Here is a 24239-nt window from a genome sequence, read left to right on the forward strand (position 1 = left end):
CCGCTGGCGGCTGGTCTCCCCGTCGAGCCGTCGGCGGCCTCTCGACGCCTACTCGCTCAGCGCCTGCTCGATGGCCTGCTCCACGTCGTCGAAGTTCTCCAGCTCGATGCGCTGCCCGTCGAGGAAGAAGGTCGGCGTCCCCTGCACTCCGGCCTCCACACCAGCCGTGTAGTCGAGCGCGATCCGGTCCGCCACCTCCTCCGACCCCACTGCGGCGTCGTATGCGGCCATGTCCAGGCTCAGCGCTTCGGCGTACCCGCGGAAGACAGCCCCGGCATCGTCGCTCTCCGCCCACTCGGCCTGCGACTCCAGGAGGCGATCGTGCATCGCCTCGAACTCGCGCTGCTGGGCAGCGGCCTCGGCTGCGGCGGCGGCGAGCACCGCGTTCGCATGCATCTCCAGCGGGAAGTGGCGCACGGCGAAGGTCACGCGGCCCTCGTAGCGATCGCGCAGATCCTCGACGATCGGGTGGAACTGCGCGCACGTCGGGCACTGGTAGTCGAAGAACTCCACCAGCACGGGAGCGCCCTCCCCGGCGTCGTCGAGCACGTGCGTGGACTCCTCGACGAGCGATCCGGCAGCCTGCCCCTGCCCCTGCGACCCCTCCCACGGACGCACGACGAGCAGTGCGACGGCGATGATGACAACGAAGGCCCCGACAACGGCGGCGATGCTCACGAACGCGTTCTTCGACATGGTCTCCAGGCTATCGGGCGCTGAGCCAGCATCCGCTTCGCTCCAAGCGCGGACGCCAGGAGTACGCTCGCCCGCGTGGAGCTCGAGTTCACGGCCGTCGCGATCGAGTGGCGCGGGCCTGCGCCATTCGTCTTCCTGCCCGTGCCGACCGATGAGGCCGAGATCATCCGGGAGAGCGCAGGTGAGCTGACCTACGGCTGGGGCGTGATCCCGGCGCAGGCATGGATCGGCCGCACGTCGTTCACGACCTCGCTCTTCCCCCGCGACGGCGGCTACCTGCTCCCCATCAAGGTCGCGGTGCAGCGCGCCGAGGGCGTCGGCATCGGCGATCGGGTGACTGCGCGGATGCACCTGGGGCGCTGATGCTCGACCGTCAGCGGCGCCGAGTAGCATCGGCGGCGCCACGGTCAGAGGCACCGGGCGGGAGGAGGCGGGATGGGCCTCGCAGCACGGATCGGCGCTCGCGGCGCCGAGGCCTCGACGACCATCGAGCGCACCATCCACCGGCTGGCGAAGCCGGCCGCGATCGCACTCGCGCCCGTGCTGCTGCGGCAGGCGAAGCAGCTGCAGCAGAGCCTCGTCTGGCTGCCGGAGCCGGCTGGTCGACGCCACGGCACGATCGATGCGCCCGATCCCGACAGCGCGGGCACGCCGCTGCGCCTGCTGGCGATCGGCGATTCGACGGCAACGGGCGTTGGTGCCGAACGGCTCGAGGACGGCCTCGTGCTGCAGACCGCCGCGCGACTCTCCGTCAGCGAGCAGCGGCCCGTCGCGTGGCGCATTGTCGGCCTCGAGGGGTCGAGCGCCGCACAGGTGCTCGCAGACCAGCTGCCGAAGGTCGACGGCGAGTGGGACGCGATCCTGCTGCTCGTCGGTGCCAATGATGCGCTGCAGCTCGTCGGCCGTCGTGCGTTCGGCACCACCATCCGAGCGCTCCTCGACGGACTCGCGGCGCATCTCTCGCCCGGCGGTGTGATCGGCATCTCCGGCACACCGCAGATCGACACCTTCGTGTGGCTGCCGCAGCCGATCCGCTCGCTCATCGGCGGCCACGCGCGCACCCTCGACGACGTGCAGCAGCGGATCGCCGCAGCCGACGCGCGCGTGATCCACCTGCCCACCCCCGCGATCGTCGATCCGAAGCAGCATGCGGCCGACGGCTTCCACCCCTCGGCCGCCGGCTACCGCCTGTGGTCGAGCATCGTGGCACCGCGCCTCGCAGGCGCGCTCCAGCGCCGCGCCGGCCTGCTGCCGGTGCGCCACGGGATCGTGCCGCCCTACCTGCTGGAGCATCTTGCGGCGGCAGCGATCCCGACCGCCTCGATCGTCGCCGAGCGCACCCTCGGCCTCGACCTCGACATCCGCTCCGGTCGCCGAGCACAACCCGCTCCCCGCCCGAACCTCGTGCCCGACGCCCCCGCGCGCGTCCCCGGCGAGCCCGCGCCGCAGCGCGCCGTCAGCGATGCGCGCGGCTCGACGGACCTGCCGGGGCAGCTCGTGCGCGCAGAGGGCGACGCCGGGACGGGCGACACCGCCGCCGATGAGGCCTACGACGGTCTCGGCGCCAGCTGGTCCATGCTCATGGATGCGTTCGAGCGCGACTCGCTCGATGGCGCCGGCATGCCGCTGCGCGCCACGGTGCACTACGGCCAGCAGTACGCGAACGCCTTCTGGGATGGCAGTCGCATGGTCTTCGGCGACGGCGACGGCGAGGTCTTCGCCGGCTTCACCGCAGCGGTCGACGTGATCGGGCACGAGCTCGGCCACGGCGTCATCGCGTCCACTGCCGACCTCGTCTACCGCGACCAGTCCGGCGCGCTCAACGAATCGATCGCAGACGTGCTGGGTTCGCTCGTGAAGCAGCACGCGCTCGGTCAGACCGCCGATGCTGCGGACTGGCTCATCGGATCGGGCGTCTTCACCGAGCGCGTGCAGGGCAAGGCGCTGCGCTCGATGGCTGCGCCCGGCACCGCCTACGACGACCCGGTGCTCGGCAAGGATCCGCAGCCGGCGCACATGCGCGACTTCGTCGTCACCGGTGACGACCTCGGCGGCGTGCACATCAATTCGGGCATCCCGAACAAGGCCTTCCACCTCGTCGCCACCACGATCGGCGGCAGGTCCTGGGAGGCGGCGGGGCAGATCTGGATGGATGCGCTCACGGGTGGCCTCTCCCCGACCGCCGACTTCGCGGCGTTCGCGGCTGCGACGGAGGGGGCATCCGTTGCCCGCTTCGGCGACGACGCCGGCGAGACGCGCGCGGTGCGGGCGGCGTGGAGCGCGGTCGGTGTCACCGAGGACGCCTCGGGGCCGGGTGTTGCAGCCGCCGACGCGATCAGGCTGGCGCGCACCGGCGGGATGCTCGGGCAGACGCGGGCTGCGGTGCTCGAGCTGCAGGTGATCCCCGGCGACGATCGTGAGCAGCTGAGCACGCTCGTCGCCTCCGGTGTGCTCGAGGAGCTCGAAGCGCAGACCCTGCCGGACGCGCCGCTGTGGCGAGTCACGGTCGAGACGACGTGCGACGTGACCGTGGCGGAGCCGCTGCTGCCGGACGAGGTGCTCGCGCTCTTCCGGCGCCTGCTCGAGCTGGGCGACGAGCCGCCCGCGCCCTGACGCGCGCGCCGCCTGCCGCGCCTCGCGGCACGCACCGCGCCGCCGCGCTCGACGCCCTCACGCGCCGCGGGTGCCACCGCGTGTCAGGTTGTTGCACTTCCACGGCGGAGAAAGTGCAACAAGCCGACACGCGCGCCCGGCGGATGCTCGGCGGATGCGCGTTGCGGCGCGCCTCGCCAGCCGCCGCCCGCGGCGGGCGGCGGCGCGAGGCAAGCGGTCGCTGTGGAGAGCGGCGACCGCCGGCGCGGCCGCTGTGCCAAGTTGCCCGCGTGGTCGACGATCTGCCGGAAGCGCTGCCAGGCGCCGGGTTCAGCTTCCGCGCGGGGCTCGAGCACGGGCTCACGCCCGGCAAGCTGCGCGGCGCGTCGTTCGTGGCGCCGTTCCGCGGCATCCGCACGCTCAAGCGACCCGAGACCCTGGTCGATCGCGCCGTGGCGTTCGCGCCACTGCTGCGGCCATGGCAGTGCATCGGCGGCATCTCGGCGCTGGCCCTGCTCGGACTGCCGGTCCCGTGGCGGCTATCGCGTGGCGCGACGGTGGAGGTCCTCTCCCTCAAGGGCCGAGGCCACCCGAACCGTGAGGGCGTGCGCGTCGAGCGGATCCTCGGCTCCCTGGCCGAGACCTGCGACGCGGAGGGCGTTCGCGTGGTGTCCCCGGCGCTCGCGTTCGCGCTGATGGGGAAGCGCTGCACCGTGCACGAGCTTGTGAGGATCGGCGACGCGATCGTCACCACCGCCGACAACTACCCCGAGCGACGCCTGCCCGCGCCGCTCGCGACGCCCGAGGCGCTCCGTGCCATGGTCGATCGATGGGACGGCAGACCGGGAGCCGCGACGCTGCGCGAGTCGCTGCCGCGCATCCGCACTCGGGTCGAGTCGCCGCGCGAGACGGACATGCGCCTGTTCATCACGGATGCCGGGCTACCGGAACCGGAGGTGCAGATCGAGGTGTTCGACCCCGAGACCGGACGGCGGCTCGGGCGCGCTGACCTGCTCCATCGCGCCGCGCGCGTCGTCGAGGAGTACGAGGGCGAAGGGCATCGGTCGAAGGAGCAGTGGGATCGCGACATCCAGAAGTATCGCGACTTCGAGCGCATCGGCCTGCACGTCGTGCGGGCGACGAATCGCGACTTCGTGCCTACGCCCGACCGGTGGCTGGCCGATCTCGCGGCAGTGCTCCGCCGCCGGACGCCGTGATGCACGGTCGCCCTGGCCGCCCGCCGGCACTCCGCAACCCGCATGCACGCCGCCGCGCGCCCGCACGCCGCAACCCGCCCGCACCCGGCCGTGCGCCACAGCCCGGCGCCCCCGCCGCGGCATCCCGCGCCCGAGTCGGGTTGTTGCACTTCTCAGGCCTCGAAGGAGCAACAACCTGACACGCGTCGCTCGGCGCGGCGGCGCGGCGGCGCGGCGGTGCGGCGGCGCGGCGGTGCGGCGGCGCGGCGGTGCGGGGCGCGGCGGCGCGGGAGCGGGCCGCAGCAGGCGCCGGCGGCGCAGGCGGGCGCTCAGCGCGCGGCAGCGCGCATCGCGGCCTCGCGGATCTCTACCATGTAGGGCGCGACGACCTGCTGGCTCACGCGGCAGTCGGCGACGAAGACGCCGTCCGCACCGGAGGCGAGCCACGCCTCGAGCAGCTGCAGGTCGTCGAGCGATTCGATCACGGCAGCGGATGCCCCCATGCCGCGCGCGATCGCGGCGAAGTCGATCTGCTCGATGAGCATCGGCTCCTCGGCGACCCCGCGAACGGCGTACTGGTGCACCTCCGCGCCGTAGGCCGCGTCGTTCACCAGCACGATGACGCCGTGGCGCACGGTGCGCAGCACGCTGTCCAGGTCGGCGAGTCCCATGAGCGCTCCGCCGTCGCCGGAGATGAGCACGAGGGTCGTCTCGGGCATCGCGACGGCTGCACCGACGGCGCTCGGCAGCCCGAGGCCGATCGTCTGGAACGCGGTGCCGACCATGAGCAGCCTGGAGGGGTCGGCTACCGACAGGTGCGTGGGTCCCCAGCCGATGAAGTGGCCGCCGTCCTGCACGATCAGCCGGTCGGCCGGCAGCATGCGCTCCAGCGCGTGGAAGAGGCTGCGCGGATCGAGCCGGCCGTCCGCCGCGGCGCGATCGCCGGGCTCGCGCTCGAAGTGGATGCCCGTCACGTCGCCGTAGCCGGCGCGGTCCCACGCCGCGTCAGCGTCGCCTGCGCCATCGCCGATCGCGGCGAGCAGCGCCTCGGCCACGAGCCGCGCGTCGCCACGGACGAGCTGGTCGACGCGCGGGTTGGTCGCGGCCGGCTCGAGGTCGACCTGCACGACTCGCGCCGCCGGATCGAAGGCGTCGCCGAACCGGGTCTGAAACTGGTTCAGGCCCGCACCGACCACCAGCACGACATCCGCGCGCTCGATCGCGGTCGCCGCCCGCTCGGACGCGAACCCGCCGGTGATGCCCAGGTGGCGCGCGTCGGGCACGAAGATGCCGCTGCCCAGCGCGCTCGATGCCGTGCGGGCGCCCAACCGGGCCGCAAGCGCACGCAGTGCCGCGGACGCTCCCGCGAGGTGTGCGCCGCGGCCGGCGATGAGCAGCGGGCGCTCGGCGCCGCGCAGCGCCTCGGTGACCCTCGCGATCTGCGCATCGTCGATGCGCGGGGCCGGCGCGCTGGGCAGGGGCAGCGCCTCGTCGCGCTCGCCGTCGCCCTCCAGCATCGCGTGGCCGATGTCGTACGGGATCGCCAGCACGACCGGCCTGCGGTCCGTCAGTGCGAGCTCGACCGCGCGGCGGGCAGCCACGCGAGCGTCGTCGCGACCGACCACGATCGTGCGTGCGCCGACCGCGGTCGCGACCGCCGCCTGATCGATGTCCCACGGGCGCGCTCCCGCCGTCGGCTGGTCGCCCACCACGAGCAGCAGCGGGATGCGCGCCTGCGCCGCCTCCGCCAGGGAGGTCAGCGCGTTGGTATAGCCCGGGCCATACGTGGTGGAGGCGATCGCGAGGCGGCCGGTCGCACGGTAGAACGCATCCGCGGCCGCGACCGTCGCGGTCTCGTGCCGCACGGAGGTCAGCCGCATGACGCCGCGGCGCACCACGGCATGCAGGAACCAGGCGTTGCCGTTGCCCATGAGCGAGAAGACGTCGCTCGCGTGCTGCTCGAGCTCTGCGGCGATGGCGGCGGAGACGGTCGACGGCTCGCTGGCCGGGCCCCCGCCGGGCGTGCGCGCCCCGGTCAGGGCCGCGTCAGACATGGCGGGGTCGACCAGCGCGGCATCGGGCATCGCTGCGTGCGAGAGGGAAGCGTCAGACATGGGGCACTCCGGGAAGAGAGGGAGGCTCGGCGGCGCAGGCTGCTGCGACACGGCACGGAACCTCGTCGATGGGGTCCATGTGTGTCGCGCGCGGCAGCGCGTGGTCCCATTTGTCGAGACCGGCGTCGATGGACGCCTGACCGGTCAACGATAGCGAATGCGTCCGCGCGAGTTGAAGAGACGCGGACCACCGTCAGTCGCGGAAGGTCTCGCGCGCCCGCGTCGGCAGGCCCAGCTGCGCGTCGTGCGGATGCGCGCGCAGGTGCTCTCGCATGCGCGGGATGGCGAAGTCGACCTTGCCGCGCTCTGGAGCGACGATGATGCCGCCGTCGAGCAGCCGCGAGCGCTGCCGCGCGGCATTGCCGGGGATCGCGCCCATCCGCGAGGCGACCTCTGCCGTCGACGCCGGCCCGTCGTCCTCCGCCATGGCCAGTAGGTAGTCGCGATCCCTGCTCGAGAGGCCCCGCAGCGCCGGGACGATGACGCTCTCCCCCATCGCAGCGTGCGCGACCTCCACGGCGTGCTGCACCGCATCCGTCGTGATCTCGCGCGTGCTCGGGGTGTACTCCCATGCGCGAGCGCCGATCGACTGCACGAGATAGGGGTAGCCCTCGCTCGCGCGCGCAGCGCGTTCGAGCGCCTCGTCGCCGATGGCGCGCCCCCGGCCGCGGATCGGCTCCGCGAGCGCGACCCGGGTCTCGGGGAGCGTGAGCGTGTCGAGCCGCACCTGCTGCGCGCGCCGGAAGAACGTGAGGCCGTCGGCATCGAGCGCGGCGGCGATCGACGCGGGCACCCCTGCCGCGACGATCGCGATGCGACGATCCTCGCGCTGCAGGTGCTGCACCGCGATCGCGATGCGCCGCAGCTGCTCGAGCGATTCCTTGGCGACCTCGTCGAGCGAGACCAGCACGCCGGTGCCGCGTGCCTCTGCGAGCTCCACGAGCCGCCCCAGCATGCTCTCCAGCCGTGGCTCGCGCTCGTACTGCGCCTTCACCGCCGTCTGGAGCCCGCCGAGCTGCGCCACCGTGACGCCCGTGAGGTCGCGCGTGACCGCTGCCGCATCCTGCTCGGCGAGCATGGCGGGCAGCCGATCGTGCTCGAGGCCATCGATGAGGCTCGCGTGCAGCGTGCCGTGCACGACCGTCCACTCGTGGGCGAGCGCCGCATCCTCGATGGCGTTGAGCAGCACCGTCTTGCCGACGCCGCGCATGCCCGTCACCAGCGCGGCGCGGAATGGCGACCAGGCGCCCAGGCCGAAGACCTCTCGCCACTCGTCCAGCAGCGCGTCGCGCCCGGCGAGCGTGGGCGGCGAGATCCCGAATCCCGGTCTGAAGGGGTTGTCGTGCACGCGCCCACTCTGCCACTGCCCGCCCACGGCAGCGCACGACACCGCAGCCGCGTGCGCACATCCGGCCCGAGCCGTGGAACGATGGCTGCATGCCCGCGTCGTCGCTGCCCCGAGCCCTGCGCGCGGGATTCGCGATCTCCGCAGCCATGCTCGCGCTCAATCTGCTGGCCGCCGTGCTGATCGGGCTGGGCATCGGGGATGCCGGCGCGCTCAACCTCGCGCGCACCGTGCTGATGTGGCTGCTGATGCCGCCGATCGCCCTCGCACTCATCCGGGTGGGTGCGCTGCGCCATGCGGCGGGGCGGTGGCACGTCGCCGCCGTGGCGCTGTGCTGGCTGGGTGACGGCGCCGGTTCGACCAGCGGCATCACCGTGGTGCTGCTGTCGGCGTTCATGCTCGGCCATCTCGCCTTCATCGCGTCGCTGTGGCCCACCAGGAGGCGCTCGCTCGCCTGGAGCCCGGCCGTCGCCGGCTACGCGTTTGTGGCGCTGCTGGCAGGCGGCATCACGGCAGCGAACGCCGGACCGCTCGCCATCCCGGTGCTCCTGTTCGCCGTCGTGCTCGCGGCGATGGCAGCCTTCGCTGCCATCGATACGCCCGGTCTGCTGGGCGGACTGCTGGTCATGCTCACCGACCTCGTACTCGGCCTCGGCCTGTTCGTGCTCGAGATCCCCGATCCACTGCGCACGTTCGCGGTGCTGGTGCCGTACCTCGGCGCCCAGATGCTGCTCGCCATCAGCCTGCAGCAGCGGTTGCGGCTCTCCGGGCCGCACTTCGCTCTTCGCAGCGCCGCCGCACCGGTGCGCACGACCTCCGGGTATTACCGCACCGAATAGCATTCATCAGTGACACAGGCTGGACTTCTACCCAGTCCTCTGGTGAGATCGAAGCATGCAACAGCTTCCCGGTCCCATCGGCATCCTCGGCGGCATGAGCTGGCACTTGACGATCGAGTACTACCGCGCGGTCAACGAGCGCGTCGCCGCCGAGCGCGGCGGACACGCCTCGGCCCGCATGCTGCTCTCCAGCCTCGACTTCGCCGAGATTCGCGAGTGCCAGCTGCGCGAGGACTGGGATCGTGCCGGAGCCATCCTCGCCCGCGAGGCGGTCGCGCTCGAGCGTGCCGGTGCCGCATCGATCGCGATCGCCACGAACCTCATGCACAAGGTCGCGCCCGCCGTAGAGGCGAGCATCGGGGTGCCGCTCGTGCACATCGCGGATGCCGTGGCGGATGCTGCCACGCGCTCGGGGGCCCGCACGCTCGGCATCGTCGGCGCGCAGTGGGTGATGGCGGAGCACTTCTACGCCGATCGCCTCGCCGCGCACGGCATCGGCACCGTCGTGCCCGCGGCGCAGGTGCAGTCCGAGCTGGATCGCATCGTCTTCGACGAGCTCACGCAGGGCGTCACGACCGATGCCGCGCGTGCGGTCTTCCGTGAGGCGTTCGCCGCACTCGTCGCCGACGGCGCCGAGGCGATCGTGCTGGCCTGCACCGAGATCATGCTGCTGGTGGACGCGTCGGATGCCGCGGTGCCGCTGATCGATTCCTGTGAGGCGCACGCTGGCGCCCTCTCGCGCATCGCGCTCGGAGAGCTGCCCGCGGACGGCCTCGCGCCTGCGGGCGCCGCGTCAGTCGGTCGACTCAGTCCACAGTGACCGCATCGCGTCGAGCACGGTGCTGACCGCCGGCACGCGCTCTGCGCCGCTGCGGTAGCGCAGCGAGACGGTGCGCCCCGTGCTCCTGGCGAGCGGGGCCACCACGACGTCATCGCGCGTGAGCACGCGCAGCGCCATCTCCGGCAGCAGCGTCACCGATCCCGTCGCCGAGACGAAAGCCTGCGCGGCGACGAAGTCGTCGGTCTCGAACTGGATGGTCGGCATGAAGCCGGCGTTCGCGGCGAGTGTCTCGAGGTGGGCGCGACAGCGCGGGCACCCGCCGACCCAGTCGTCGCCCGCAAGCGCCTCGAGCGCGACCGCATCACCCGTGGCGAGCGGATGCCCGGTGGGGAGCACCAGGCGCGAGGCGTCGACCCCCAGCTCGACGCGAGCGAGCTGCACCTCATCGTGGAACTCGTCGTACTCGAACACCACCGCGATGTCGGCGTCGCCGGCCAGCACCGCCTCGATCGCCTCGGGCGGCTCGAGCTCGATCACGCGAGCGCGGAGCTTCGGCACGGCGAGGCCCGCCGCCGCGATCGCACGCGGGACGAAGTCGGCGAGCGCGGAGGGGAACGCGGCGATCGTGACGCTGCCTGCGCCCTCGGCGAGCGAGGCGAGCTCGGCCTCTGCAGAGCCCAGCAGTCCCGCGATGCCGTCTGCATGCCGCAGCAGCCGCTCCCCCGCCTCCGTGAGCGTGACCCCTGTGGACGAGCGCAGCAGCAGCGCCTGCCCCACCTCCTCCTCAAGCAGGCGGATGTGCTGGCTGACAGCAGGCTGCGTCCAGCCGAGCGCTCTGGCGCCACCGGAGACGGAGCCCTCGCGAGCGACCGTGCGGAAGATCAGGATGCGTCGCGGATCAAGCTGCATGCGTCAAGCATGCCGCACCCGCGCGTCGTACGGCCACGTCGCGGTCACTCGCCCGCAAGGCGCACGGGCGCGTCGATCGCTCCCGTCGGTGGCTCGTCGCGCCGCGCCGGGCGACGCGCAGCGACCAGCTCGACCGCGTACATCGCGCCCAGGATCATGCCGCCGCCGATCACGAGCCGCCACGTGAGGCCCTCGCCCCCGAACGCCACGGCGAAGGCCGTCGCCCACACCGGCTCCGCCGTCATGATGACGGCCGCGCGCGTCGCGCTGATGTGCGCCTGTGCCCAGGTCTGCACCCACATCGCGGCGATCGAGGCGAACACCACCATGTAGAGCATCGACGCCCACTGGTCGCCGCTGGCGGGCAGCGTGATGCCGTCGGGCGCGCCGCCGGCGATGCAGATGATCCCGATCACCCACAGCTGCACGACCGAGATGCCGAGCGCGTGCTCGACCCTGGCCCAGCGGGCCGTCGCGATGATGTGGAGCGCGTACGCCAGCGCGCCGCCGAGCGTGAGCGCCTCCCCGAGCCCAAAGGAGATGCCGGTGAGCGTGAGCACGATGAGCCCGGCGGCGGCGACAGCCACCGCGATCCAGGTGCTTCGCCCGATGCGCTGCCGGAACGCCAGCGACGCGATCAGCGGCGTGAGCACGACGTAGACGCCGGTGAGGAACCCGCTCACCGATGCGGGAGTGGTCTCGAGGCCGACGGTCTGCAGGATCTGCGCGGCGGTGTAGAGCACGCCGAGTACGGCGGAGCGCAGGAACAGCGCTCGCCCGAGACGGATGATCCGACGCCAGGCGATCAGGGTCATGACGGCGGCCGCAAGCAGGAACCGCACGCCGAGGAAGTCGAGCGACGGCACGTGCTCGACCAGATCCTTGATGAGGAAGAACGTCGAACCCCACACGATCGTGAGTCCGACCAGCAGCAGGGTCGCCAGACGGGAGGTCTGCGCGTCTGCCACCGCATCAGCCTAGGCGGCTACGGTGGGGCGCATGACCAACGAGCAGCAGATCGAGATCGTCGACAACACCGAGTCCAGCCGCTTCGAGGCGCACATCGATGGAGCGCGGGCCGGGCTGGCCGACTACCGCGACCGCGACGGGGTGCGGTCCTTCACGCACACCGAGGTCGACCCCTCCTTCGGCGGTCGCGGCGTCGGGTCGAAGCTGGTCGACGCTGCGCTGCGCGCGACCATCGCCGATGGCATGCGGATCAAGCCGATCTGCTCCTTCGTCGTCGCCCGCAGCGCCGCGGACGAGTTCGCGGCGCACGTCGAGCGCTGAGCGCAGCGGCGGAGGACGATCGCGGCGCCGGAGACGCCGGGGGCTACTCCCCGAAGCCGTCCGCGGCCAGCGCGTCGATCGCGCCGAGCGCCTCGGCGGCCTGCGCGCCCGTGGCCTCGAAGCGCACCGTGTCGCCCTTGCCAAGGCCGAGGCCGAGCACTCGGAGCATGCTCTTCGCGTCCACGCCGTTGACGGTGACGCGCGCGTCGTAGCCGCTCGCGGCGCGAACGAGCTCCGCAGCCGGCCGCGCGTGCAGCCCGTGCTCGTTCTGCAGCTCGATCTCGAGCACCACGGCGTCGGCGGCGGGGGCCTCTGCCGCTGCATCCCCGGCGGGAGGGTGCGCAGCGGGGGCGGCCGACGGCGCCTGCTCCTCTGCGGCGGCGAGCACCTCTGCGAGGCTCGCTCCCGACTCTGCCGCGACGGATGCCGCCACCGCACCCTCGACGATCGGCGCATCCGCGATCCTGATCCGGTCGCTCTGCTCGGCGAAGTCGAGCGCCGTCTCCGCCGTCAGCACGGCGGAGCCGAGGTCGCACAGCACGACGATGCCCGACCCGCCCTCGGCGGCCGTGAAGGCCGCCTGCACCCGGTCGAAGCTGGTGCCGATGCCCCCGTCGTCGGTGCCGCCGGCGGCCACGATCGCCACCGACGGAGCCATCTGCGCGGCGAGCTCGACGACGCCGTCGGCGATCTTGGCGGAGTGCGAGACGATCACGAGCCCGACGGTCACGGGGTGTCCGCCGCCGCGCGGAGCATCAGCGCGGACGACTCCGCGCCCGGGTCTCGGTGACCCACGGCGCGCTCCCCCAGGTAGGAGGCCCTGCCCTTGTGCGCGACCAGCGGCTCGGTTGCGATGGCTCCGTCGGCAGCTGCCGACGCGGCGGCCTCGAGCACGGCGCGCACGTCGTCGCCGGCACCGGCTGCGGCATCGACCGCGGGCGTCCAGGCATCCACCATCGTCTTGTCGTTCGGCTCGGCCTTGCCGCGGGCGACGATGCCGTCGCGCGCCGCCCCGAGCACCTCGACGAGCGCGGCGGCGTCGAGCTGCTCGCGATCACCGGCGGCCATGGCGCCCTTCAGGAACGCGGTGCCGTAGAGCGGTCCCGCAGCACCGCCGACGGTCGAGATGAGCGTGGTCGCGACGAGCTTCAGCACGGCGCCGGGGGTCGGCTCGCCGTCGAGCGAGTCGAGCTTGCCCAGCACCGCCTGGAAGCCCCGATCCAGGTTCTCGCCGTGGTCGCCGTCGCCGATCGCGCGATCGAGCGCCGTCAGCTCGCTCTTCCGTGCGGCCACCCGAGCCGCGATGGCCTCGATCCAGCGTCGCGTCCAGGCGCCGTCGAGCCCGTTCACCGGCCCCACCGCAGCGCCGCCGTTTCGACCGGCGCGTCATAGAGGTCGAGCAGCTCGTCGTCGACCTTGAGGAGCGTGATCGAGACGCCCTGCATCTCCAGGCTCGTGACGTACGAGCCCACAAGCGAGCGGGCGAGTGTGATGCCGCGCTCCGCGAGCACCTCGGCCGCGCGACGGAACACGATGTAGAGCTCGGACTGCGGCGTGCCCCCCATGCCGTTGACGAGCAGCACCACGCGGTCGTCCTCCGCGAACGGCAGGTCCTCGAGGATGGGCTCCATGAGGCGGTCGACGAGCTGGTCGGCAGGCTCGAGCGCGATCCGCTCTCGGCCCGGCTCTCCGTGGATGCCGATGCCGATCTCGATCTCGTCCTCCGCGAGCTCGAAGCTCGGCTCGCCCGCGTGGGGCACGGTGCAGGGCGCGAGCGCCAGCCCCATCGAGCGCACCTGGCTGTTCACGCGACGTGCGACCTCCGCGACCTGGTCGAGGCTGTCGCCTCGCTCGGCCGAGGCGCCGGCGAGTTTCTCCACCAGCATCGTGCCGGCGACGCCGCGGCGCCCCGCGGTGTAGAGCGAGTCCTTGACCGCGACGTCGTCATCGACGATGACCGACTGCACCTCGATGCCCTCGGCGAGCGCCAGATCGGCGGCGGTCTCGAAGTTCAGCACGTCGCCCGTGTAGTTCTTCACGATGTGCAGCACGCCCGCACCCGCATCGACCTGCTTGGTCGCCTCCAGGATCGGGTCGGGCGTCGGCGACGTGAACATCGCACCGGGCACCGCGGCGTCGAGCATGCCGTAGCCGACGAAGCCGGCGTGCAGCGGCTCGTGGCCCGACCCGCCGCCAGAGACGAGCCCGACCTTGCCGCGCACGGGGGCATCCGCGCGCACCACCACGAACGGCGGGTCGATGACGACCCGAACGAGGTCCGGGTGGGCCAGGGCGAACCCGGCGACACCTTCGTCGACGGTCTTGGCTGGGTCGTTGATGAGCTTCTTCACGGTTGGCCTCTCTCGCGCGGAACCATCGCCGGGGTGCCAGCGCCGCTGGCCCGACTTGTGCCCACGCTACGCCCCGCTCGGGAGAAACTCGATCCGAGTTGAGGAAAGTGTCATCTCACTGTCACACGATGCTGTGATCCGGGGTTACTGTGTGGCTATCGCCCGAGCGGGTGGTCCGGGCGATGAGGTCCGGGAACGAGAAAGCAGGGACCTGTGGATCTGAACATCGGTCTGGTATTCCTCTCCGAACTTGTCGGCACCGCGATGCTCGTGCTCCTCGGCTGCGGCGTGGTGGCCAACGTCGTGCTGAAGGGCAACAAGGGCTTCGGTGGCGGCTTCCTGATGATCAACTTCGGATGGGGCCTCGCCGTCTTCTCCGGTGTGATCGTCTCGATCTACTCGGGAGCCCACATCAACCCGGCGGTCACCTTCGGCCTGTTGGCCAGGGATCTCGCGACCGGCGTCGAGTACAACTGGGCGGCACTGCCCGCGTACCTCGGCGGTCAGATGATCGGTGCCGTGATCGGTGCCGTGCTCTGCTGGCTGGCCTACAAGCAGCACTTCGACCTCGAAGAGGACCCGGCCGCCAAGCTCGGCACCTTCTCGACGGGACCCGGCATCCGCCACAACGGCTGGAACCTCGCGACCGAGATCATCGGCACCTTCGTGCTGGTGTTCGTCGTGATCGGCTTCGGCGCGCAGGGCGCCGACGCTGACCTCGGCGTGCCCGCGGGCCTCGCCTCGCTCGGCGCGCTGCCGGTCGCGCTGCTGGTCGTCGGCATCGGTGCCTCGCTCGGTGGCCCCACGGGCTATGCCATCAACCCGGCCCGTGACCTCGGCCCGCGCATCGCGCACGCCTTCCTGCCCATCAAGGGCAAGGGCTCGAGCGACTGGAGCTACGCCTGGATCCCGGTCGCCGGTCCGATCATCGGCGGCGTCATCGCGGGCCTCACGGCCCCGGTACTGATCGCAACGCTGGTCGCGGCCTGATCACGAGAGGAGGGGGTCCGCGGATCCCCTCCTCTGCTTTATCCCTGCGCACACACCGCACACCACATCCATCACCCAACGAAGGAGTTCCGGTGAACGACTACGTCATCGCCATCGACCAAGGCACGACCTCGACTCGCGCCATCCTCTTCGACCACTCCGGCAGCATCGTCTCGAGCGGCCAGCTCGAGCACGAGCAGATCTTCCCGCAGGCCGGCTGGGTCGAGCACGACCCGAAGGAGATCTGGAACAACACCCGCGAGGTCATCGGCCAGGCGCTCTCGAAGGCGAACGTCACTCGCCACAACGTGAAGGCCATCGGCATCACGAACCAGCGCGAGACTGCCGTGGTCTGGAACAAGACCACGGGCGAGCCGGTCTACAACGCGATCGTCTGGCAGGACACCCGCACCCAGAAGATCGTCGACCGCCTGGCAGACGGGGACACCGACCGCTACAAGCAGCAGGTGGGCCTGCCGCTGGCGACCTACTTCTCCGGCACGAAGATCGTCTGGATCCTCGAGAACGTCGACGGTGCCCGCGAGGCCGCGGAGGCTGGCGACCTGCTCTTCGGCACCACCGACACCTGGGTGCTGTGGAACCTCACCGGTGGCGTCAACGGCGGCGTGCACGCCACCGACGTGACGAACGCCTCGCGCACGCTCTTCATGGACCTCGAGACGACCACGTGGAACGACTCGATCCTGGACGACTTCGGCGTGCCGAAGTCGATGCTGCCCGAGATCAAGCCCTCCTCGGGCGAGTTCGGCGTCGCATCCACCGACTCGCTGCTGCGCGAGACGCCCATCACCGGCATCCTGGGCGACCAGCAGGCCGCGACCTTCGGGCAGGCCGCCTTCGACAAGGGCGAGGCGAAGAACACCTACGGCACGGGCAACTTCCTGATCTTCAACACGGGCACCGAGATCGTGCACTCGAAGAACGGGCTGCTCACGACCGTCGGCTACAAGATCGGCGACGAACCCACCCACTACGCGCTCGAGGGATCGATCGCCGTGACGGGCTCGCTCATCCAGTGGCTGCGCGACAACCTCGGCCTGATCAAGGACGCCCCCGCGGTCGAGGACCTGGCGAAGACGGTCGACGACAACGGCGGCGCCTACTTCGTGCCGGCCTTCTCCGGTCTGTTCGCACCGTACTGGCGCTCGGATGCGCGTGGCGCGCTCGTGGGCATGACGCGGTTCGTCAACAAGGGCCACATCGCTCGGGCGGCGCTGGAGGCCACGGCCTTCCAGACCGCTGAGGTGGTGGACGCGGTGAACGCCGATTCCGGCGTCGACCTGACGGAGCTGAAGGTCGATGGCGGCATGATCGCCAACGACACCCTGATGCAGTTCCAGGCAGACCTGCTGCGGGTGCCGGTGATCCGCCCGGTCGTGGCGGAGACGACAGCGCTCGGCGCGGCGTACGCCGCGGGTCTCGCTGTGGGGTTCTGGGGCTCGCTCGACGAGCTGCGGAACAACTGGCAGGAGGACAGCCGCTGGGAGCCGCAGATGGAGCAGGAGGCGCGCGACCGCACCTACCGCAACTGGAAGAAGGCGGTGCAGAAGACGCTCGACTGGGTGGACGAGGACGTCGACTGACGACTGCACGGCAGAGGGGGGCGGCTGCGGCCGCCCCCCTCTGCCGTGCGCCTCACGTCGCGCGCTGCGTCGGGTCGCTGACCCAGACTGCGACCGCGGCGATCGCGACGATCACCATGACGATGCGAGCGGACGAGACGGCGAGCACGATCGATGCCCACCAGTCGTCCTCCGCCGCGAGGCGCCCGCGCGGATTGGGCTGCTTCGCAGAGATCGCGATGGCGATCGCGACGAGGTCGAGCCCCACGAGCATCGCGGCGACCGCGAAGCGCCGGCGGGGTCGCTCCCCGGTCCGCGACGCGCGGCCGGACGCGTGCGGCTCCGCGACGTCGGCGACCGGCAGGAGCGCACGCATCCAGCCATCGAGCCACCAGCCGAGCAGCACGAGCCCCAGCAGCAGCAGCAGCATCACGCCGCGAGTGACGACCTCGTCGGCGACGGTCGCCGCCTCCTCCCAGGGGTTGCCGGCCACGGCCTCGCGCACCGACGGGAACGCGCGGGCGTAGTAGGCGGCGGCCGCCGCGGCATAGCCGAGGGTCACCGTGATGATCGTGAGCGGATGTCGCATCCGCACCAGCATCCAGGCGATGATGAGCGCCGCCCCGGCGACGAGCTGAGCCGCGCTCAGGGCGCCGTATGTGGTCGGACGCAGCAGCGTGGTCGACTGCATGAGGACGATCACCGTCGTCGCGGCGGCGTAGAGCACGATGCAGTACGCCGCTGCGATGCGGTAGCCGCGGGACGCCGGAGCGACGACGGCTGCGAGCAGCAGCAGCGGCAGTCCGATGGCGTGCAGCGTGAGCGACGGCGTCAGGGACGGCGGTCGGTGCAGGAGCAGGGTCAGGCCCCAGGAGGCCAGCAGGCCGCCGAGCGCGAGCGCGATGAGCAGCAGCGATCGCGAAGCCCGGTCGGCCCAGCGCAGCGGCCAGGCCTGCCAGACCTCCTCGCGCGACCAGCCGGACTGCCGCTGGCCCCCGGGCTGCTCGACGACGCTCACGCGGGCGTCGGGCTCGCGGCCCTGCGCCACGCCTCGAGCGTGCGCACGGCAGCGCCCGAGTCGATCGCCTCGGCGGCGACCGTGAGCTCCTCGGCGATCCGCTCCTTCATGGGGCGATCCTTCTGCCTCGGATCGCCATCCAGGCGCCAGGCCACCAGAGCGGCCGCCGCATTCAACAGCACGATGTCGCGCACCGCGCCGGACTCGCCGGCGAGCGTGCGCCGCAGGATCTCGGCGTTGTGCTCCGGGGTGCCGCCGCGCAGGTCGGCGAGCGACGCACGAGCGATGCCGAGCTCGCGGGGATCGATGTCGTGCTCGACGATGTCGCCGCGCGACACCTCCCACAGCTCCGAGTGCCCGGTCGTGGTGAGCTCGTCGAGCCCGTCCTCGCCGCGCACCACGAGCGCGGTCGCGCCGCGGGTGGCGAACACGCCGACGTACTGCTCGATGATCTGCTTGTCGGCGGCACCCACCAGCGAGACCTCCGGCCGCGCCGGATTGACGAGCGGACCGAGGTAGTTGAACACGGTCGGCACGCCGAGCTGCGCCCGGACGGGTCCCGCGTGCCGGAAGCCCGGATGGAAGCGCGTCGCCCACGCGAACGAGATGCCCGCCTGCTCGAGGATCTGCCGCACGCGCGCGGGGTCCTCGTCGGCCGGCACCAGCTGCAGTGCGTCGAGCACATCCGAGGCACCCGACGAGGAGGAGACGGCGCGGTTGCCGTGCTTGAGCACCGGCACGCCCGTCGCGGCGACGACGATGCTCGCCATGGTCGAGATGTTGACGGTGTGCTGCCGATCTCCGCCCGTGCCGACGATGTCGACCACGCGGGTCTCTCCCGGCAGCGGCACCGCGACCTCCAGGATCGCGTCGCGGAAGCCCACGAGCTCCTCGGCGACCACGCCCTTCGCGCGCAGGGCGATGAGGAACCCGGCGATCTGGGCCTCGGATGCGCGGCCCGCGACGACCTCCGCCATCGCCCACTCCGCCTGCCGGATCGCGAGGTCCTCGTCGTCCAGCAGGGTCTCGAGCACGACTGGCCAGGTCAACAGACGATCCATGGCCCCAGCCTATCTTTTTGCGGCACGCTGGCCTCCGGGTCCAAAACAGGGCCCGATCTGTCACTAGGATGGATCTCGTGTCCACTACTGCGCTTCCCATGTCGCCAGCCTCGGCGCCGCTGATCAGGCGGCCGAACACCGTTGCGGTCGGCACCATCGTCTGGCTCGGCAGCGAGGTCATGTTCTTCGCCGGCCTGTTCGCGATCTACTTCACGCTCCGCTCGATGTCTGGCGACCTCTTCGCCACCGAGGCCGAGAAGCTGAACGTCATCTTCGCGACCATCAACACGATGATCCTGCTGGCATCGAGCTTCACCTGCCAGGCGGGCGCCAACGCCGCCGAGCACCACCAGTCGCGCAGGAGCGGCGGGGCCTTCGAGTTCTCCAAGTGGGGCATGATCGAGTGGTTCTACCTGACCTACGCGATGGGCTCGATCTTCGTCATCCTGCAGGTCTTCGAGTACTTCGAGCTCATCCACCACGGAGTCACCCTGTCGTCGAACTCCTACGGCTCGGCCTTCTACCTCACCACGGGCTTCCACGGCCTGCACGTCTCCGGCGGCCTGTTCGCGTTCCTGTTCGTCATCGGGCGCGCGTACGCCGTGAAGCGCTTCAGTCGCAAGGAGGCGACGAGCGCGCACGTGATCTCGTACTACTGGCACTTCGTCGACGTGGTCTGGATCGGCCTGTACCTCGTCATCTACTGGCTCAAGTAACGGTTGGGTGAATAACGTTGGCAACACGCAAGAAGTCCGGACGCCGGCATCCGCTCGCAAGCGCGGCGATGCTGCTCATCGGCCTGGTCGCGGCGGGCGGCGCATCCGCCGCCGTGAGCACGGTCGCGAACGCTGAGCCCACCGGCGGTGCGGCGCACGCGCAGTCACTGACGGTGGAGGACGGCGCTGAGCTCTTCCGCGCGAACTGCGCCTCCTGCCACGGGCTGAACGCCGAGGGCACCGACAAGGGCACGAGCCTGATCGGCGTCGGCGCCGCATCGGTCGACTTCCAGGTCATGACCGGCAGGATGCCGATGACCTACACGGGCCCGCAGGCGCTGCAGCGCGACCCGCAGTTCACGCAGGAGCAGTCCGACGCCATGGGCGACTGGATCGCCACGCTCGCTCCCGGCCCGGAGCGCCCCTCCGAGGAGCTGCTCGACACGGCGGATGTCTCCGGCGAGGAGCTCGCCGAGGGCGGTGTGCTGTTCCGCATCAACTGCGCCATGTGCCACAACGTGGCCGGTGCCGGCGGAGCCCTGACCGAGGGCAAGTTCGCGCCGCACCTGCAGGACATCGACGCCGCGCACATCTACGAGGCGATGCTGACGGGCCCGCAGAACATGCCGGTCTTCAACGACAACAACATCACCCCGGAGCAGAAGACGCAGATCATCGCGTACCTCGAGTACCTCGATGACAACCCGTCGGTCGGCGGCTTCGACCTCGGCAATCTGGGCCCCGTGTCCGAGGGCCTCTTCATCTGGATCTTCGGTCTCGGCGGCATCGTCGCGATCACGGTCTGGCTCACGTCGAGAGCGAACTGAGCCATGGCGCAGGACACGGAGAGGAACAGCATGTCGGCGGATGACCGGTCGGGCCAGCCCGATCAGGAGGTTGCTCCCTACGACCGCGGCGCAGCCGTGGAGCAGTCGGACGCCTTCTCGAACCCGGGCCTGCCACCGCACCGCCCGCGCCAGACCGATCTGCACCCGCACAAGGAGCGGCGTGCAGAGCGCCAGGTGGTCGCCTGGTTCCTGGTCTCGGTGCTCGGCTCGGTGCTGGCGATCGTCGCGTACCTGACGGTGCCGATCGAGATCGGCAACCTCGAGAGCGTGCGAGCGAACAACCTGTTCCTCGGCCTCAGCATCGCGCTCGGGCTGCTCGGCATCGGCATCGGTGGCATGCACTGGGCCCGCCAGCTCATGAGCAGCCACGAGGTCGTCGAGGAGCGCCACCTCTCGCGCGGCTCGGTGCCGACGCGCGAGCGTGCCGTCGAGATCTTCCAGCTCGGCGACGAGGAGTCCGGCTTCACGCGTCGCTCGCTGATCCGCAACACCCTCATCGGCGCCGTCGCGATCCTCCCGCTGCCTGCCGTCGTGCTGTTCCGCGACCTCGCGCCGGAGCAGGACGCGGTCGAGGCGATCTCGCACACCATGTGGGAGCCCGGCATGCGCCTCGCGCTCGACCCGACGGGCGTGCCCATCAAGGCCGCAGAAGTCACGATGGGCTCCGTCTTCCACGTCATCCCGGAGGATCTCAAGGACATCGGCCACAACGAGGGCTACCTCGACCAGAAGGCGCTCGCCGCCGTGCTGCTCGTGCGCCTGCCCACCGACCGTCTCAAGGAGGCCGAGGGGCGCGAGGGCTGGTCGTACGACGGCATCGTCGCCTACTCGAAGATCTGCACCCACGTCGGCTGCCCGGTCGCTCTGTACGAGCAGCAGACGCATCACCTGCTGTGCCCCTGCCACCAGTCGACGTTCGACGTGACGGAGCACGCGAAGGTCATCTTCGGTCCGGCCAAGCGGCCGCTGCCGCAGCTGCCCATCACCGTCGACGACGAAGGCTACCTGGTGGCGCAGCGCGACTTCACCGAGCCCGTCGGCGCATCCTTCTTCGAGCGCTTGCATCACGTCGACCCCGAGCACGTGCCGGTGTCGGGAGTTGAGATGGAGAACCGCACATGAGTTCCACCACCACGAGGCCCTCGCTGACGTCGAAGGCATCGAACTACCTCGACGAGCGCACCAGCATGTCGACGATGGTCGCGGCCCTGGGCCGCAAGGTGTTCCCGGACCACTGGTCGTTCATGCTCGGCGAGATCATCCTGTACTCGTTCGTCGCGATCCTGCTGTCCGGCACGTTCCTGACGTTCTTCTTCGAGCCCTCCATGACGGCGGTCGAGTACGACGGCTCGTACATGCCGCTGCGGGGCCTGGAGATGTCGGCGGCGTACGCCTCGGCGCTCGACCTCTCGTTCGACATCCGCGGCGGCCTGCTCATGCGGCAGCTGCACCACTGGTCGGCGCTGCTGTTCATCGCCGCGATCGGCCTGCACATGCTGCGCGTGTTCTTCACCGGCGCGTTCCGCAAGCCGCGCGAGATCAACTGGGTGATCGGCTTCGTGCTCTTCATCCTCGCGATGGCCGAGGGCTTCACGGGCTACTCGCTCCCCGACGACCTGCTCTCGGGCAACGGTCTCGCCATCATCAATGGCATGGTCAAGGGCATCCCGATCATCGGCACGTGGATCTCGTACCTGCTCTTCGGCGGGATCTTCCCGGGTGACGACATCGTGCCGCGACTGTTCGTGCTGCACATCATGCTGCTGCCCGCGCTCGTGATCGCGTTCATCGGCGTCCACATGGTGCTGCTGATCGTCAACAAGCACACCCAGTTCGCCGGCCCCGGCCGCACGAACGACAATGTCGTGGGCGCGCCGATCATGCCGCTGTTCGCCGCGAAGGCCGGCTCGTTCTTCTTCATCGTCTTCGGCGTGCTGGTGGCGATCGCTTCCACCTTCACGATCCTGCCGCTCTGGGAGTACGGACCGTACGATCCCTCCCCCGTCTCCGCAGGCACGCAGCCGGACTGGTACATCGGGTTCGCGGATGGCGCGCTGCGATTGGCGCCGGGGCTCGAATCCGAGATCTTCGGACTCACGCTCTCGTGGAACATCCTGCTGCCCATGGCGGTGCTCGGCGCGTTCATCGTGCTCGTGATGTTCTATCCCTTCATCGAGGCGTGGATCACGGGCGACAAGCGCGAGCACCACATCGCCGAGCGCCCGCGCAACAACCCGACGCGCACCGCGATCGGCTCCGCCGGCGTCTGGTTCTACGCGATCCTGTGGGCTGCCGCCTCGTCCGACCTGATCGCGACGCACTTCCGGCTGAACGTGTTCCAGGTGACCTGGGCGCTGCAGGCGCTGCTGATCGTCGGCACGGTGATCGTCTACCTGCTGGCGAAGCGCATCGCCATCGGCCTGCAGAAGAAGGATCGCGACATCCTGCTGCACGGCTACGAGACGGGCAACATCCGCCGCCTCCCCGGTGGTGCCTACATCGAGGTGCACGAGTCGCTCGACGAGTACCAGTCATGGAAGCTCAAGGCCTTCGAGAGCTACGAGCCCGTGATGGTGCGCCCCAACGCCGACGGCAAGATCACCGCTGGCACCAGGGTTCGCGCAGCGCTCACGCGCTGGTTCTTCGAGGACCGCATCGCGCCGGTCACGCGGGGCGAGCTCGAGGCGACGAAGCACGCCGACCACTAGCGGCGGCCGACGCGTCAGCGAGGAGGGGCCCGGGGCAGCCCGGGCCCCTCCTCGCGTCCCGGTCGTTCAGATTGCAAGGAATAGTGCCGACCGCGGTGCGTTGTGTTGCAGCGGAGAGGACACACCATGAGCATCGAGTTCGGCGCCCACACGTTCGCCGCGGTCCCGCAGATCGACGGCCGCCCGCAGAGCCACGCGCAGGTGCTGCGCGACGTCGTCGCGGAGGGCATCGCCGCCGAGCGCGCGGGCCTGTCGTTCTTCGGCATCGGCGAGCACCACCGCGAGGACTTCGCGGCCAGCGCGCCAGAGATCCTGCTGGCTGCGCTCGCCACCGTGACCGAGCGCATCCGACTCGGCACCGCCGTGACCGTGCTCTCCTCCAACGACCCGGTGCGCGTGTTCGAGCAGTTCTCGACCATCGACGGCATCTCCGGCGGCCGAGCAGAGATGATCGTGGGCCGCGGCTCGTTCGTCGAGTCGTTCCCGCTCTTCGGCTACCGGCTCGAGGACTACCAGGACCTGTTCGAGGAACGGCTCGAGCTGCTGGCCGCACTGGTGCGCGAAGAGCCGGTGACGTGGTCGGGCCGACTGCGCACGCCGCTGGCCGAGCAGCAGGTCTTCCCGCGCTCGCATGCAGCAGAGCACGGCGGGCGGATGCCCGTCTGGGTCGGCGTGGGCGGCTCACCCGAGTCGGTCATCCGCACCGCGAGGCACGGCTTCGACATGATGCTCGCGATCATCGGCGGCTCCCCCGCGCAGTTCGCGCCCTTCGCCGGTCTGTATCGCAAGGCGATGGAGCAGTTCGGCCACGTGGACGACGCCGGCATGCCGCTCGGCCGCGTCGGCATGCACTCCCCCGGGTTCATCGCCGAGACCGACGAGGAGGCGAAGCGAATCCTGCTGCCGAATTGGCTGCGGTTCCGCAATCGGCTCGGGCGAGAGCGCGGCTGGGGCGAGGCCACCGAGCGCGAGTTCGACGCGCAGATCGCCGAGCACGGTGCGCTGTTCGCCGGTAGCCCCGAGACGGTGGCGCAGAAGATCGCCTGGGCGATCGAGACGCTCGGTGTCGAGCGCTTCGACCTGAAGTACGACGCGGGCACCTCGCACGAGGAGAACCTGCGGTCGATCGAGCTGTTCGGCTCGGAGGTCGTGCCGCGCGTGCGGGCGCTGCTCGGCTCCTGACGGCCGCCGCGGGGCTCCGC

General features: G+C 70.9%; 23 protein-coding genes. 13 read left to right on the forward strand and 10 right to left on the reverse strand.

Annotated features, from left to right (window positions below; all coding sequences use genetic code 11):
• Positions 1-48: 48 nt before the first annotated feature.
• A complete protein-coding gene (locus tag ACJJVL_RS02355; protein ID WP_405216604.1) occupies positions 49-696 on the reverse strand; it encodes a DsbA family protein in 648 nt (215 codons plus the stop codon).
• 75 nt (positions 697-771) lie between these two features.
• Here ACJJVL_RS02355 and ACJJVL_RS02360 point away from each other — a divergent pair, with 75 nt between their 5' ends.
• The 3 genes from ACJJVL_RS02360 to ACJJVL_RS02370 all read left to right on the forward strand — a co-directional run bounded on the left by ACJJVL_RS02360 (position 772) and on the right by ACJJVL_RS02370 (position 4505).
• On the forward strand, positions 772-1059 hold the full coding sequence (locus ACJJVL_RS02360; protein WP_405216606.1) for a DUF1905 domain-containing protein: 288 nt from the start codon (positions 772-774) through the stop codon (positions 1057-1059).
• 72 nt (positions 1060-1131) lie between these two features.
• Positions 1132-3309, forward strand: coding sequence for a protealysin inhibitor emfourin (locus ACJJVL_RS02365; protein WP_405216608.1), 2178 nt, complete (start codon positions 1132-1134; stop codon positions 3307-3309).
• A gap of 269 nt (positions 3310-3578) precedes the next feature.
• Positions 3579-4505 (forward strand): hypothetical protein, encoded by a 927-nt coding sequence (locus ACJJVL_RS02370; protein WP_405216610.1) that lies wholly within the window; start codon positions 3579-3581, stop codon positions 4503-4505.
• Positions 4506-4813: 308 nt separating this feature from the next.
• Here ACJJVL_RS02370 and ACJJVL_RS02375 read toward each other — a convergent pair whose 3' ends face one another.
• Positions 4814-6598 (reverse strand): thiamine pyrophosphate-binding protein, encoded by a 1785-nt coding sequence (locus ACJJVL_RS02375; RefSeq protein ID WP_405216612.1) that lies wholly within the window; start codon positions 6596-6598, stop codon positions 4814-4816.
• A gap of 193 nt (positions 6599-6791) precedes the next feature.
• On the reverse strand, positions 6792-7946 hold the full coding sequence (locus tag ACJJVL_RS02380) for an ATP-binding protein (RefSeq protein WP_405216614.1): 1155 nt from the start codon (positions 7944-7946) through the stop codon (positions 6792-6794).
• 89 nt (positions 7947-8035) lie between these two features.
• Here ACJJVL_RS02380 and ACJJVL_RS02385 point away from each other — a divergent pair, with 89 nt between their 5' ends.
• Complete coding sequence (locus tag ACJJVL_RS02385; RefSeq protein WP_405216616.1) at positions 8036-8782, forward strand: lysoplasmalogenase family protein; 747 nt, start codon at positions 8036-8038, stop codon at positions 8780-8782.
• A 55-nt stretch (positions 8783-8837) separates the two neighbouring features.
• A complete protein-coding gene (locus tag ACJJVL_RS02390; protein ID WP_405216618.1) occupies positions 8838-9602 on the forward strand; it encodes an aspartate/glutamate racemase family protein in 765 nt (254 codons plus the stop codon).
• On the opposite strand, the gene ACJJVL_RS02395 is transcribed toward ACJJVL_RS02390, so the two are convergent.
• Entirely contained in the window at positions 9576-10472 is an 897-nt protein-coding gene (locus ACJJVL_RS02395; protein WP_405216620.1) for a LysR substrate-binding domain-containing protein, read from the reverse strand. The genes ACJJVL_RS02390 and ACJJVL_RS02395 overlap by 27 nt on opposite strands.
• Positions 10473-10516: 44 nt before the next feature.
• A complete protein-coding gene (locus tag ACJJVL_RS02400) occupies positions 10517-11440 on the reverse strand; it encodes a DMT family transporter (RefSeq protein WP_405216622.1) in 924 nt (307 codons plus the stop codon).
• Between the two features lie 31 nt (positions 11441-11471).
• Here ACJJVL_RS02400 and ACJJVL_RS02405 point away from each other — a divergent pair, with 31 nt between their 5' ends.
• Complete coding sequence (locus tag ACJJVL_RS02405) at positions 11472-11762, forward strand: GNAT family N-acetyltransferase (protein ID WP_405216624.1); 291 nt, start codon at positions 11472-11474, stop codon at positions 11760-11762.
• A gap of 43 nt (positions 11763-11805) precedes the next feature.
• Here ACJJVL_RS02405 and dhaM read toward each other — a convergent pair whose 3' ends face one another.
• The 3 genes from dhaM to dhaK are packed head-to-tail and all read right to left on the reverse strand — an operon-like array spanning position 11806 to position 14113.
• Complete coding sequence (gene dhaM, locus ACJJVL_RS02410) at positions 11806-12492, reverse strand: dihydroxyacetone kinase phosphoryl donor subunit DhaM (RefSeq protein ID WP_405216626.1); 687 nt, start codon at positions 12490-12492, stop codon at positions 11806-11808.
• Positions 12489-13112, reverse strand: coding sequence for a dihydroxyacetone kinase subunit DhaL (dhaL, locus tag ACJJVL_RS02415; RefSeq protein WP_405216628.1), 624 nt, complete (start codon positions 13110-13112; stop codon positions 12489-12491). The genes dhaM and dhaL overlap by 4 nt, the downstream gene beginning before the upstream one ends.
• A complete protein-coding gene (gene dhaK, locus ACJJVL_RS02420) occupies positions 13109-14113 on the reverse strand; it encodes a dihydroxyacetone kinase subunit DhaK (RefSeq protein ID WP_405216630.1) in 1005 nt (334 codons plus the stop codon). The genes dhaL and dhaK overlap by 4 nt, the downstream gene beginning before the upstream one ends.
• Before the next feature lie 219 nt (positions 14114-14332).
• Here dhaK and ACJJVL_RS02425 point away from each other — a divergent pair, with 219 nt between their 5' ends.
• Both ACJJVL_RS02425 and glpK read left to right on the forward strand, forming a co-directional pair.
• The gene (locus ACJJVL_RS02425) at positions 14333-15103 is read left to right on the forward strand and encodes an MIP/aquaporin family protein (protein WP_405216785.1); all 771 of its coding nucleotides are present in this window, start codon (positions 14333-14335) and stop codon (positions 15101-15103) included.
• Positions 15104-15195: 92 nt separating this feature from the next.
• Entirely contained in the window at positions 15196-16707 is a 1512-nt protein-coding gene (glpK, locus tag ACJJVL_RS02430) for a glycerol kinase GlpK (RefSeq protein ID WP_405216632.1), read from the forward strand.
• 52 nt (positions 16708-16759) lie between these two features.
• Here the strand turns inward: glpK and ACJJVL_RS02435 are convergent, their stop codons facing one another.
• Entirely contained in the window at positions 16760-17734 is a 975-nt protein-coding gene (locus ACJJVL_RS02435; RefSeq protein ID WP_405216634.1) for a hypothetical protein, read from the reverse strand.
• Positions 17701-18765 (reverse strand): anthranilate phosphoribosyltransferase, encoded by a 1065-nt coding sequence (gene trpD / locus ACJJVL_RS02440; protein ID WP_405216636.1) that lies wholly within the window; start codon positions 18763-18765, stop codon positions 17701-17703. Before trpD ends, ACJJVL_RS02435 begins: the two co-directional genes overlap by 34 nt.
• A 68-nt stretch (positions 18766-18833) precedes the next feature.
• On the opposite strand from trpD, the gene ACJJVL_RS02445 reads away from it, so the two are divergent.
• From ACJJVL_RS02445 to ACJJVL_RS02465, 5 genes are all read left to right on the forward strand, one after another.
• Positions 18834-19481: a heme-copper oxidase subunit III gene (locus ACJJVL_RS02445; protein ID WP_405216638.1), complete on the forward strand. Its 648-nt coding sequence runs from the start codon at positions 18834-18836 to the stop codon at positions 19479-19481.
• A gap of 68 nt (positions 19482-19549) precedes the next feature.
• A complete protein-coding gene (locus tag ACJJVL_RS02450) occupies positions 19550-20308 on the forward strand; it encodes a cytochrome c (RefSeq protein WP_405216787.1) in 759 nt (252 codons plus the stop codon).
• 30 nt (positions 20309-20338) lie between these two features.
• On the forward strand, positions 20339-21451 hold the full coding sequence (locus ACJJVL_RS02455) for a Rieske 2Fe-2S domain-containing protein (protein WP_405216640.1): 1113 nt from the start codon (positions 20339-20341) through the stop codon (positions 21449-21451).
• Positions 21448-23037, forward strand: coding sequence for a cytochrome bc complex cytochrome b subunit (locus ACJJVL_RS02460; protein WP_405216642.1), 1590 nt, complete (start codon positions 21448-21450; stop codon positions 23035-23037). Before ACJJVL_RS02455 ends, ACJJVL_RS02460 begins: the two co-directional genes overlap by 4 nt.
• Positions 23038-23163: 126 nt before the next feature.
• On the forward strand, positions 23164-24219 hold the full coding sequence (locus tag ACJJVL_RS02465; protein ID WP_405216644.1) for an LLM class flavin-dependent oxidoreductase: 1056 nt from the start codon (positions 23164-23166) through the stop codon (positions 24217-24219).
• The last annotated feature ends 20 nt before the right edge of the window (positions 24220-24239 follow it).

Source organism: Agrococcus sp. Ld7 (genome assembly GCF_045064095.1).
GTDB lineage: Bacteria > Actinomycetota > Actinomycetes > Actinomycetales > Microbacteriaceae > Agrococcus.